Source organism: Marinagarivorans sp. (genome assembly GCF_982758155.1).
Genome location: NZ_CEXWTU010000139.1, coordinates 1 through 13,047, shown reverse-complemented (window position 1 = coordinate 13,047; position 13,047 = coordinate 1). Strand labels below are relative to the sequence as shown.

Here is a 13,047-nt window from a genome sequence, read left to right as displayed (position 1 = left end):
CTTTTTGCTGAAAATTAATCCACGATGGTTTTTATTTCACCTTGAAAGGGCTGGTTTTTAGGGGTAATGCTTGTGGGTGCCATGTAAGTTTGGCTCATCAATGCTTTGAGGGTGTTCCATTTTGTTTTTTGACCCCCTTACAAAAGACTTAACAAGAATCGAATGCTTAACAGCATTCGATTCTTGTTAAAGGGTTAGCCCTGCATGTCAAAGAATATGAAGATTACCTCGGTAGGTAGTCTTCACGATAGAGCCACTATAAGGATCCCATCTCGATTTTATCGATATTCGGAGCACCACCTGCCGTTGTCGCTTCAAATCGTAAAATATGGAAGCCGGGTTCCAACACCTCAATTGCGGTGAATGCCGATGACCAATTCGACCACGAACCGGTACCGGGTAAATCGATAGTGGTTGCGTATTCGCCGTTTAGATAAATGTTCAATGGCCGAGCTGTAGAGCCATTTGCATAGTATATATCTACAACTTTACTGCCAGTATTCGTAACGACTATTGGTATTTCAAACCAAGTGTCTACGGCATTTTCAGTATTTAAAAACCCGGCGCCAGTATAACCCGAATGATTATTATCGATCGTCGCATTCAACGCCGTCATTTGCTCGGGTTGTACTTCGCTGGTTTCACCCTCTACGCGAACGGTAAAGGAATTTACGGCTTCGGCACCTTCAGCATCGGTTGCTGTAATGTCAAAAGTATCTTCACCTATTCTATTTGTGCAAATTTCGAATTTTGAAGGGCCGCCCAAGAAGTTTCCGTTTAGCGAGTTAGTATTATTGTTGTAAGTCAGGCTGGAATTATCGTTATCTTTAAATACCGTATCCATATCAATTGTTTGGCAGGGCTGCCCCAAATACATCACCCTATCCGCAATAGGATTCACAACCGTTGGAGCCGTATTTTGAGCTAGTACTGTCACCTCAAAAGTTAGCACGGCTTCTTCCCCGGAAGAGTCGCTGGCAATAATCTCAAAAGTTTCCGTACCAATCTCGGTAGGTTCGATACGAATCGTTTTTCTCGATGCATCAGTGAAACTGACGTTTGGCGAATCTCTGTTGCTGCCATCCTTATTGAAATTAAGGCTTTCACCATCGGGGTCGGTAAATAAACTATCCAAATCAATAGTAAAGCTATTTTGCCCTTGCTTTAAAAATACATTATTGATGGTGCCAGAGGCATAAGGGAAGAAGTTTTGATCAATCTCATCAAAAAGCATGTCAAATTCCGCAGGCTCAGCCAAGGGCGTGCCATAAACTCGGAAATCTTTAAGCCCAAAGTTAGATGACCATATGGAAAATGATATTCCTTGCATTCGAATATACTTTCCAGTTCCACTTAGTGCGATTTTGTGTTGGCCGCCGTAACTAAAGGGTCCAGAGGAGTACACCGTTTGCCAATTAAAGCCGTCATTTGAGACTTGTATATCATACGTTGCCGCATGGTAGCCGGCAGACCAATCTAAAACCACGGTATTAATAACGTGTGGCTCCTGCAAGCTCAACTCAATCCAGGCGCTCCCGCCTTCGTCTTTGTGGCTACGCCACTCAGTGTGTTGTTGCTGGTCATTCGCATATGAGGCCGAATAGAATTTAAAACTAGTATTCGAAAAAGCGGTAACGTGTTCAGATGAGGCTGACATAACCCCATCCAATAAACCCCCAAACTGTGAGGCCGCCTGGGTTATCGCAATACGATCCAATACCGTGCCACCTTCACGTAAAAAAAACTCGATGGTGTGACTGCCTTTCCCTAGGAAGTAATACCCATAATCCGTTTGCGGATTGGGGGTAGCGCCCTGTCGAGGAACAATACGTTGCTGTTTTATTTCAGCACCAGAAACCTCAGTGTCCCAAATAAACGGCTCTTCGCCATCAATACTCACATAAAAAGAATCATCGACCAAAGACGCCGCTTGAACCCAAGCATCAAGACTGTAATAACCGGCTTTGTCTACGTAAGCTGAAAACATCATTCGATTACTGTCATTGGCGCCAGCATAGTTGTTAAAGCTTTGCCCGTAAGCACTCACACACTGGCCGCCGCTGCCTTCATAGCATACGCCCGAAACTAACGCGCCCGATAAATCAGCATCTTCAGCTTCAATAAGTGTTGTTTGTAATCGTTCTTCGTAGGCACCAATATCACAAACAGCCTCGCCACCATATACAGATTCAGCCATGCGACGCACGCCGCGCTGGTCTGAATAGGTACATCGAAATTCGCTGTGTTGCGTCGGTAGTTCCGCGACTACCGCATCCAAAGCAGGACTACCTTCCAGCAACGGGTAACTTGCTGGCTCTCCTGCTAGGCTTACCAGCTCCTCTGATAGTTTAGGATCAAGTGGATTTGACGAAGATCCATAAAGTATGTCGGTCAAATCCCCATTTTCATAATTGACAATGTCACAGTCATTGGTAAGTTCGCCAATAATATTATTACCATAAGAAATCAGTGATGCGTCTGGGTGCTTGTAGCAATCAACGGAATCACTTTGCAAATACCCACTACCAACGTTATCCGCAACAATAGAGTTAGAGATGTTAAGCGCGGTAGTTCGTCCGGATATTGCACCAGCATATATTCCACCGCCATGTCGCCTTACAGCTTCGCCACCTAAGGCGGTTTTATTTTTTGTGATGGTAGAATGAACGATATCTACACGCCCATACACAACACCTATACCACCACCTTCGGCTAATGAAGTGTTCTCCGAAAAAGTTGTATTCGAAACCTTCGCTTGGCCGCCATTCATGATTAGGCCGCCGCCCTTACCCGCGAAATTCGCATAAATTAAACTCCCAGATATTTCGATTGTGCCAGTATTAAAAATACCCCCACCACGGCCATTCGCACCTAATGCATTTGCTCGAGTCGAATTATGAGAAATTTCGCTATTTGTAATGTACATCTTGCCGGAGTTACTTACACCGCCACCATTGAGGCTACAATAATTATTGGTAACCACCACATCTATTAGCTTCGTGATGCTGCCACTTCGACTAGTAACAGCAGATTGCGCTCCCGCGCCAGAATCGTCCCTAAAATTCTGAATAGTTAACTTAGAAATAGTCACGTTCGAGGTAACATTATTGACGCTTGGACGTACGTCAAACAACCAAGAAGCCTGGTCACCCACGGCACTTTGACCTTCCAATATCGTTCCATTTCCACCGATGATATTTATATCATCGTTAATGTAAATAAGATCGGTATGATAAATCCCGCCCGGGATTTCCACAGTATCCTCCCCAGCTAAACCGTTTGCCTCCTCTATTGCCGCTCGCAGAGTACAAACACTGGCGGAAGTTTGGCAAACTCCATCGCCAGGCGAAATATCCGAATCATCCGCGGTAGAGTTGACCACAAATGTGGTATCTGCACTAGCGGCCATGCTCCCCAAAACAAAAATACTTGCCGTCGCACACAAAAATAAACGTTTTTTAGTTAATAACTTATCCAAGACCATCTATTAAAACTCCATCCTTAAAATTAAAAAATAATTATCATAGCGATTACATTTAGCTAACTCTTTCTAAAAATCAGTCTCAAGTTAATCGCAACCATATATAAATAAAACAATGACAAAAAGTGATTGTGTGAATACTTTTTTATCCAAAATCCATAAAAATATGCTTTAGATGAAGGGTTTGACCTAAAAGAAAAATTCCATAAAGATCAATCAATCCAAGAAAAGCGGTTGCTGTTAATGAACTTAACCGTGGGCATAGAAATGTGGATTTGTTCGCATTTTATAGTGGCTATACGATAGGAAGTACTACAAGATCTTGTAGTGTTTGGCGCTAGTATGATGTTAAGTGTCGGTTTTTATGCCCGTTTATAGTGCTTGGACAGAGCTATAAATTGATTAAACCCAGCGATAAGGCTTTAGTTATGGCATGTTGGCGGGTCTGCACATTAAGTTTTTTATGAATGTTTTTCATGTGAAACAAAATAGTGTTTTCTGAGATGTTAAGTATGCCGGCCATTTGGTTTGTATTTTTACCTTCGGCTACCAAACCTAATATCATTAGCTCTTTTTTTGTAAGTTTGGGGGGCTTCTCTGCCATGGCGGGCGCAGTGAATAGTCGCGAAAAAGCTTCGGATAAATGCAAGCATATCAGGGTGATAAGTGGTAGATGATGATTAAGGTCTCTTTCCGTCATGGTTTTTTGTCCCAAACTTGTGAGCCTGACAACAAAGTGATGCTGCGCTGATGCACGAACGGGAATTAATATGCTTTGACTCACGTTAAAATCGACCATCGCATTGAGCATGCTTGTGGTATAAGGCGTTAGATTATTTTTTTTATGGATATCATTGATGATAATTGGGGTTGATCGTTCTTGCCCCCACGTAAGCGCTGGATCGTGCGCAAAAATATTTTTTTTGTAGTAGTCAATCCATTGTAGTGCTTTACTCCATGGGGACTCATCACTCGCTAGAATATAGCCGGCGGCTTGTTTCTCCTTAATAGCAAGTTGGCCGAAAGTAGCAATATCAAAGCCAAAATAATCTCTTAGGCTGGCGGTAATTACCTGCAGGTCTTCAATGTTTTGGCACGCGCTAATCAGTGGAATAAAATTGCTTGGGCCTTCAATTCGATCCAATAAGTTTTTACTGTTAGCGTTTTTTGAATGGCCCGATAAATCATTAATCCAATTTTTAGGAGGATTTTTTAAATACATCAATATGTTCCTGTATTGATAGTGCTATGGAAATATATTTTTCTGGATTGTTTTGTAGCGTCAATAAGATGGTTGAAGTGAGGCTGCAGAGGATGCGGAAAACTAATTTTTCAGTTTTATAGGTTTTCTGAATAATTTTTCACAAAATAAACCCTGATTGGTGGTGGAAGCCTTGGTGATTCTTGTATCTAAATCACTGGGTGGTCGCCGTAATGTAGAGCCGTTCCATGGTGAGTAGGGGCGGGTCGATTAATGATTACTCTTTAATACTGCTTTTAAAAAAGGCTTACCCATCAACATTTAACTTGATGGGTAAGGGGCGTGCATTAAATAAGTTGCTGGAATTTGGTTTTGTGGGTGCACGCTTGGCGAGGCGAAAATATGGCGTAATAGCTGGCTATTGCAAATATTTTTAACGAAGGCAAGCGTGCACCCAGGAATTCAAAAACGGGAAGTTATTTCATGCACGCCCCTAAGCCTAACGAATATACGGCTGTTTAAACGTGTAGCCCGTTAATATTTCTTGGGGTATAGCGGAAGCTGTTGTGGCGGCCAGTGCCCATGCCGGTGGATAGGTTGTAGGGTTTAAGTGCTGCTTCGTACACGTCGATCACATTGTGCTGGTTGTCGTAAAAGCCTGGTTTGAAATGGCCGTTACCGCCAGCAATGGCATGGAAGACGCCTTCCGGTTGATGGCCAATGGTCGAGCCGCCACCACCGTAGTCTGTGCCTAGAATGACGAGGCTGTTGTCGAGTACGGTTTTTCCGTTTGATTCTAGGTAGTCGGGGTTGTCCATTGCGATGAGTGCGCTGGCTAAAGCGGTTTGGCAATAATGCGCGTGCACTTTGCATTTGTCCCACCGATTTTTGTGGAAGTAGGCGTCGTGCGCACTGGTGCCGGGTAAATCTTTGTTGAATTCAAGTGTGCCCACATTGCTGTTGTAGGTGCCGCGAAGACCAACATGCCCGCCAGAGCCGACAAAAAGCATGCTGCCAAAACGTAAAACATCGCAACGCAGTGCAAGGGCCATGAGTTCGCCTTGCAGTTTAAAGGCTTCGAGTAAATCTTCGTGCGCAATGATGGGCGCGCTGCCACCAGAGCCACCTTGCGGTAGATCGTAAGGAATACCGTCGGGGTCTACAACGGTGCTGAAGTTTTTGCATTCTTGAGCGATAGCGTCATCAAGTGCAGCCTCTAGTGGCGCTAAGCGTTTTTCAACATTGCGAATATTATCAAGGTGAACAGAAAGCTTGGCTTTGGAGTCGGCACCGAGTGGCGAATTGTCTCCGGTATAACGCTTATATTCCCCAACAATTGAATCTAAAACGCTGCGTTTAAGGTGTTGTTTTCGAATTGCGGCTAGGTCGGGTTCGCCAGCGGATGCTGGGTTTCCATCACCAAACATTTCTTCAAATATACGGGTTGGGCGACGTTCTGGCCGTTCGCCTGGGCTGCCATCATGGTTCCAGTGCCGGGTATATTGCGAAACAGAGCCCGAGCGAAACCACATGCCTACCGATTTTGAGCCCAGTTTAGTAGGGACACCGTTGGGGTGGAGTTCCTTTTTAACGAGTTGCTCAATTGATGGGCCAGAGGCTTCATATTCACGTTTTTGTGGGTCGCCAACAAAAATCACATCGCCAACTTTAAAGTGGGGCTCGCCAGAGCCAAACGTATGCGCTTGTTTTACGTCTAGGTTGGTAAAAAAAGCCATTTTGTCGGCGAGGGGTTGATACGGTGCAAGAGGCCCATTGAACTCTTTAACCGCTTCGTCGCGCGCTACGCCCAAGCCAAAAAACATTGTGAGAAGTCGCATGGGCGGCGCAGCTTCTTGCGCGATGGCAGCACGCGGCCACATTTCTTCGAAAAAAGGTAGGCTAATGGCGGCGCCTGCGCCTTGCAATAATGTGCGGCGAGAGAGGATCTTTCTCATTATTGTGTACCCCGGGGTGAAGAAGTTATGGTTTGGAATAAAGAACTGCGTACAACGGCATCGACCATGGCCGTGAGGGTGGATCCGCTGGCGATATACTCGCGGCCAACATGCTCGGCCTCTTTTTTACCTTTACTGTCGCCGATTCGTGAGGTGGCAAAGTCGATAAAGTGCTCGGTCATGCAAGTTTGAATGACAGGGTTGGTCGCAAGAATTTGCATGTAGCTGTCGACATCCACATAGCGCGGTTCATCGGCTTCTTGCGTGGGCACCCAGCCGTCGAGGGGAAGGGGTTTGTCTTGGTCGTCCCTTTCGCCTATATAGCGTCCGGCACCATCAAAGCGGGAAAAGCCAAAAGCCAGCGGCTCGAATTGTTGGTGACAACCCCAGCACTCTGGGCGTGTCATGCGAATCTCGGCGCGCTCATGCTCGTTAAAGCCCGTAGTGTCGGCAGTAAATTGATCGATAAGGGCAGAAAAGGCGGGGGGAACATCGATGGGATGTTCGCACAGTAGGCGCTCCATTAAATACTTGCCGCGGTTAACAAAAGAGCCCACTACGCGGTCACCCATGCCAGCAATCATACCTGGGTGGGACATTAGCCCTACGCGCTCGGGTAGGTCGGATACGTCTACGGCTTGAAGCGCCGCTCCACCAATCTCTATTCCCAATAGGTTGGCTACGGTGGGGTTAACAATGAATCGAGTGGTGGTGAATAGATCGGCTATACCGGCTTGTTGGGTCCAGAAGTGATCTTGAAAACTGGCGACTATAGATTCATTCAGTGCTATTCGATCGGCGTCGGTTGCACCCTCAAAAGAAGCAAAGCGAGCTCGGCTGAAATCGGTTGCGAAAACTGCTGTGAAGCGGCGAGCTTTTGGGTCGGCTAGCATGCGGGCTAGCTGTGTTTTTAGTCCGCTTTCTTGCAGTAGGCTGTTATTTGCTGCGGCTTGTAAAAGGCTTTCGTCTGGAACGCTTACCCACAAAAATGCAGCAAGGCGAGCAGCCAGCTCATAGGCGTCCAGTTGGCGCGGTTGGTTGGCGACTCCCACAAGCTCGTTGTTCATTCTAAATAAAAATTGCGGCGATTGGAGTAGGGCCATTAAGGTCCAGCGCGCGGCTTCTTGGTAATCCGATTGCTCATCCAGGGCGGCTTGGTAAACGGCTAACATTGCGTCTGTTTCGGGCGTATCCAGTGGGCGGCGATAGAGTTTGCGGCCCAGTGTATTGATAAGCGCGGTACCGCAGTTGCGGGTCGCTTGTAGGCATACGCCGTTAAGTTGGAGTAGTTGGGGAATGTTTACGCGGCTGGTAATGCCTTCGGCGGCATGAAAATAGGCGAGGGTGTGCTGTTCGACACTGGTTTGGTTGTCGGCTAAGTGCTTGAACACGCCATCACCGGAATCGTCAGGAATGCCGCCGGCTGAGTCGTCCAGCTCTTCGGGTAGCAGCTCAACCCCCAATACATCCAGTACGCTGTTTTGGTATTCAAATTTGCTAAGGCGTGCCGCCAAACCTGGACGGCTGACCTTTTCTCGGTTGTCGGGCGCGCTGCTACTACTGGCAGTGCTGCTGGGTGCGCTACTGCTATTGTCGGGTGGCGCGCCAACACAAGCCGCCAGAATTAGGCTTGTAAAAATGAGGGCGACTCGACATGAAGTCTTGTGCATATTCGTACGGGAAGCTTCGTTCATAAGTGGTCTCATGATTTTTACGGAAGGCGTTAGCCGCCGAGCTGAGGTGGGTTGAGCTGATATTAAGGGACGAGGAAACAATATTTAATCCACTAATGCTTGATCTCGACATCCTTACCTTCGTTGCTCAAAGCGTTACATGCCCCGGCATGCGCCCCTTTAAGCGCCTCGATAAGAAAGCCGATCTCTTCGCCTAATTGGATAAACTATTATTGCCTCGTCCCTAATCATTTTTATGTGATTAAGTTAAAGCAAACAGCGTCCGATACTGGTGTTTATTTTTATAAAAGTATGAGCTGGTTCTCGATTTATGATTTTTCGGTCTTATTTATTTTTTTGGGATAAAAGCGGTTGTTATTTCTTTATACTTCGCGTGGAGTCATTGTTTTCGGCGAAAAATTCCATTGATTAAATCTGGGGATTAATGCCTGTTTAATAAGGTTATTTTACTGCTCTGCATTTGAAGGGGAAGGCTTTTATCGAGGTTGATCCAAATGTTAGTTAAAAACATTAAATTTTTAGGATGGAAAATTTTTTTAATCGACGATTTTGGTTTTATTTTTCTTTTATCAATATGTAAGGTGTTGAAATTAAAGGAGTAATTTAATATTTTTTGTTCTGTGTTGTGATAGGTCTGTTTGGTGAGAAAATGGTTGTTATTTTAGGTTTTTACTAATTGTTATAGTTTTTTGATCTATTTGTTAGTGAGATAAACGCCAATTTTATTTTTCTATTATTAGTTCTTGATGTTTTTTTAAGCTGATTTTATTTTTTAGCGGTTGGCGAAATAAAAGATATGTAAGGGGCGAGGTGATACGAGGTAATTAATGAATGAGAGATAATGAGAGAGAATAATAGCTCAGCTCCTCGACATTATGCTCCTGCAATGCCTACCAAAGCGTTTCCTGCCCCGATGCATTACCCAATAACGTATATTCCTATAAGGATGTAATGCCTAATAAGAGGTTCCTACCTCGATGCGTTGTTCTAATAACTTGCTTCCAGCACGCCGCTTTCGGCAACGTCGATCCCCTATATATGGATATGTTCTTGTAAGCAATGCCGGGCATCTTCGCTGTCACTCAAAAATAACTATCTTCAGAAGCTTTCAATATCTAATACTAATGGCTGAAATATGAATGCAGGTATTGGTAAAGCCGTTAACCGGTTCTACAATGGCTGGCATATAAAAGCATGGCATACATTGGGGGTGAGTGGATGGGTACGCAGAGTGATTGGTTTAGTGGTTTTTTGGTTCGACTGGCTGAAGGTGGTTGGCTTCCTATATTTGCCTGCCATGGCTGGCCTGTATCGTATGAGACCTGCTTAGACCCCCTTGGTGTAGATCGCAGTGTTGAAGGTTTTGAAGAGTTCTCACTTAAAGGCGAGCGTGCGATTGAGCCCGGTGACCCATCACTGAGTTTGCTCTATCACGCTTTAATGCACCCAGGTATTGTCGCTGAGAGCATTACATTCTGGCCTGCACTAGAGGATATAGACTCTCTCGAAAATTATATTTATGCCCAGAAATACTCTGCACTGGAGTCTGCGCAAGTTCACACAATGCTATCGGGTTTAACCCCTGTTGTGATGGCTTACGAGTATCGCGTGAGCCAGCGTACGCCTCATCAAGTCCATGCCGATCTTGTTTTTTCCCGTACGGGCGTTGGTCGGGTGGGTACGCATGCCCCGGAATACTCACCGCAAAGGCGGTGTTTTAATACCACGCCAAACGACTCAAGTGGCGGAACACGAGTGCAGCCCGCGCGCTACGGTGTTTTTTTGTGCCGGGAAGCATTGGGCGGTAATACGGCTATTCAGGGCAAAGCGCATTCTGGCGACGAGTGTCGTGTTTTTTATGTGCCGGTGCTAAAACTGTTTGATGGCATGCTGTTAGGGGGCGAGGCGATTCAGCTTAACTTTTCGCATTATCATCAAAGCGATAAGCTCCAAAGAATGATCTCGCGCGGTAAGCTGCCGTTAGACGGTGAGTTTGATCTTCAACAAGCGCCATTTTATTACCGCAGTGATAGAGACGATATTGCGGCTACGAGTGAGTACGCCGGGGGGGTAACTGTATGGCGCAACCCCCAGGAAATGTGCCGCATGGCGAAGCAGGGTGATTCTATCGTTACGTTTGTCGTTCCCAAAGAGCATTCGAGAAGGCTAAATCAGTGGCTGGGAAAAATTAATCTGTCATACAATAATCGTCGTTATACCACCTTGCGAGTCGGGCAATCGATTTGGATGGCCGGTTTAGATTTGGCTTTAAATTTTTTACTTAGCTTATTTAAATCGGACAAACGTGTTTTTTTATCGCCTCGCGAAAGTGGTGAATTTACCAATATTCGGCATGTGTTAAATCAAGAGGGGCTTATTGAGGATCTGAATTTATTAAAGCCGGGTTGCTTTAAAGCAAAATTGTCACAAGGCGGCTATTCCGCCATATTGTACGAAGACCCTATTGCCGAAGGCTTTGTAAAGGCCGAAATAGTTGGATTTAAACCTCAAATGGTACAGGCTAAACCGGCATATTCACTGATGACGGCGCCCGATTTTATGCCGCGCGTGGGCAATATTGATATCTATCAACACGAAAAATTATTTGCCGTAGGTGGCCCGCGAGCCTTGTGCGAAGGCCGCTTGGCGGTGAATCTTCGCTTGTCTGACCCGGTAACAGGAGAGCCTATATTTTCACCCAGTGAGCAAACGGTAACGGCCATTACCGTAGCCGCTAGAGAGGGGGAAAGATTAGGTCCGAGTAAAGAATACAACAATACGCATTATATGACGGATGAGGCATCGGATATTTTTGCGCCGGGTTGGGATGTTACCTATAGCCGTGAATCGTATTTTTCGCCGCCTTATTATCATACCTCTGGATTAGGGTCTCCGTTTTTAGAGGACGTTAAATTGTGTGCGGCGGCAAATGGTATGTGGCCTGCGGCATCGCCGGATGCGGCGCGGACATTTCGGCGTACAAAGGGTACGGCATTAACGCTAACCGATGAGGAGCTAGGCATTTATCCGACTTCGGCGTTGGGCCTGCGCCAAGACCCGGCTGTTTCAGCTGCTGCCGGGTGGGATGGCGAATACGGTCCTTTTATTACGCGTGATAATAATCAGTGGGTGGTTAATTATGCCTCTATTGAACGTTCTGACTACGTTACTAATTATCAGGCTGATAAAGTTGATTTTACTAAATTACGTAATATTGGGCGGTACGAAGCTGATCGACGCTTATCGGCCTACGGTGACATTAAAGCGATATTAGAGTGTTGGAATACGGGGCATTCTTGGTTGGTGAGTTTTGTTGTGGTTCCGCCGTTGACGTCTTTGCGCGATTGCATCAATTTACCGGAAGTTTTATGGGGCATTAATCCAGAGCTGCATGAGCTAAAAACTCCAACGGGTTGTTACCTATACCTTTTTGCTAAATATGCTAAGCGTAATAAAGGTACTGATGAGCTAAAGCGGCGTATTCAACCAATTGATGAGTTGCTATGCATTATTGCTACGCACAATGACGAAGATAATAGTGTTATTCCTCTAAGGTTAAACTAAACGTTAATTTCATCATGTGGCCATTTAAACGAAAAATAAAAAACGGTGATTATGATTTAGCGGTGCTAGGTGATTCGCTTGGTGCTTATGTGGCCGTTTTAGCGGCAATCGAGCAGGGCTTGCGTGTTGTGTGGTTGCGAAGCAATTTGGCTAAACCGTGTGCGGTTGAGCCAACCGATTTTGATTCTTTGTCGCCGGAAGGCGCAAGGTGCCTTGCACACATACTCGCCCCGCAAGATGTAGAGCGTGTGCAGCGTGGACGTTTTTGGGGTATACACCGCAACGGTATTTATACGCCTTTTGATAAAATGCTGGGAAGTGGTTTTCAGTTTTCAGTTGGCGAATTGAAAACCTTATTGTTGGAGCTATTGGAGTTATTGGAGAAAGCTGCGCAACGGGCCACAATTATTAATTCGAACGATGCTGTTGTCTCTTTCGATAGGCATTGTTTACAGCTTTCGAGTAGTACGTTATCAGAGCCGATTTTGTGTCGTTGGGTTATTAATGCCCAAGGGGCGCACAGCCCGTTTTCACAGCACGCGCGCACTTATTTGAGCGATGATTTGTGGCTGGAAAGAACACGTAGTAGCAAAAATACTGACCACAAGCACGCGGTATTTTTCCAGAGTAATGACAATGGTTGGTGCTGGACTGCCTATGATAAAGAGGGCAATGGTTGTAAAACACATTGGGCTGCTCCCATTGTGGGTGCCTCCATCCCCCACAATGCTGTTAACGCACGTTGGTACAAAAGGCCATTTTGCCTTGAGCCGTATGAGGCGTTGGCTAATCCTGTTTTTTTGATTGGGTCTACATTTTGCCGTTTAGATCCGGCCTGTGGTTTGGGGGCAACGCTGCAAATTAAATCAGCAATACAGGCTGTGGCTTGTATTGCGCGCTGCTTGTCGCACCCTGCCGGGGTTAGTCTTGAATTGGCGGGTTACGAAAAAATGATGACCTCAACATTGGCGGAAATTGCAGAGCCCATGGCTGATTTTTATTCTGATTATGGAATTCGCGCGGGTAAGTATTATGCCTCGATACATTAGTTTCTAATTAAAAGCCATGAAGCTAAGGGGCATGCACGGAATAAGTTTCTGGAATTTGGGTTTTGGGGTGCTTGCTTGACGAGGCGAAAATATGGCGTAATAG

6 protein-coding genes are annotated in these 13,047 nt (G+C 45.7%); 2 read left to right on the top strand and 4 right to left on the bottom strand.

The features are described from left to right. Nucleotides 1-256: 256 nt before the first annotated feature. The 4 genes from AC3A8L_RS14095 to AC3A8L_RS14080 form a co-directional block, all read right to left on the bottom strand. Nucleotides 257-3,478 (bottom strand): discoidin domain-containing protein, encoded by a 3,222-nt coding sequence (locus AC3A8L_RS14095; RefSeq protein ID WP_487962906.1) that lies wholly within the window; start codon nucleotides 3,476-3,478, stop codon nucleotides 257-259. Between the two features lie 394 nt (nucleotides 3,479-3,872). Further along, the gene (locus tag AC3A8L_RS14090) at nucleotides 3,873-4,703 is read right to left on the bottom strand and encodes a helix-turn-helix transcriptional regulator (protein ID WP_487962905.1); all 831 of its coding nucleotides are present in this window, start codon (nucleotides 4,701-4,703) and stop codon (nucleotides 3,873-3,875) included. A gap of 497 nt (nucleotides 4,704-5,200) precedes the next feature. Then, nucleotides 5,201-6,637 carry a DUF1552 domain-containing protein gene (locus AC3A8L_RS14085; protein ID WP_487962904.1) on the bottom strand — a complete coding sequence of 479 codons (1,437 nt, stop codon included), beginning with the start codon at nucleotides 6,635-6,637 and terminating at the stop codon, nucleotides 5,201-5,203. After that, nucleotides 6,637-8,331 (bottom strand): DUF1592 domain-containing protein, encoded by a 1,695-nt coding sequence (locus AC3A8L_RS14080; RefSeq protein ID WP_487962903.1) that lies wholly within the window; start codon nucleotides 8,329-8,331, stop codon nucleotides 6,637-6,639. The genes AC3A8L_RS14085 and AC3A8L_RS14080 overlap by 1 nt, the downstream gene beginning before the upstream one ends. 1,194 nt (nucleotides 8,332-9,525) lie before the next feature. Here AC3A8L_RS14080 and AC3A8L_RS14075 point away from each other — a divergent pair. Then, nucleotides 9,526-11,895, top strand: a complete 2,370-nt coding sequence (locus tag AC3A8L_RS14075) for a hypothetical protein (RefSeq protein WP_487962902.1) — start codon at nucleotides 9,526-9,528, stop codon at nucleotides 11,893-11,895. A gap of 14 nt (nucleotides 11,896-11,909) precedes the next feature. Continuing rightward, nucleotides 11,910-12,944: a hypothetical protein gene (locus tag AC3A8L_RS14070; protein ID WP_487962901.1), complete on the top strand. Its 1,035-nt coding sequence runs from the start codon at nucleotides 11,910-11,912 to the stop codon at nucleotides 12,942-12,944. Nucleotides 12,945-13,047: the final 103 nt, after the last annotated feature.

Excerpts from the sequence above, each read along its gene's own strand:
- AC3A8L_RS14090 (WP_487962905.1), bottom strand. The coding sequence starts at position 4,703 with ATGTATTTAAAAAATCCTCCTAAAAATTGGATTAATGATTTATCGGGC.
- AC3A8L_RS14080 (WP_487962903.1), bottom strand. The coding sequence starts at position 8,331 with ATGAACGAAGCTTCCCGTACGAATATGCACAAGACTTCATGTCGAGTC.
- AC3A8L_RS14070 (WP_487962901.1), top strand. The coding sequence starts at position 11,910 with ATGTGGCCATTTAAACGAAAAATAAAAAACGGTGATTATGATTTAGCG.
- AC3A8L_RS14075 (WP_487962902.1), top strand. The coding sequence starts at position 9,526 with ATGGCATACATTGGGGGTGAGTGGATGGGTACGCAGAGTGATTGGTTT.
- AC3A8L_RS14085 (WP_487962904.1), bottom strand. The coding sequence starts at position 6,637 with ATGAGAAAGATCCTCTCTCGCCGCACATTATTGCAAGGCGCAGGCGCC.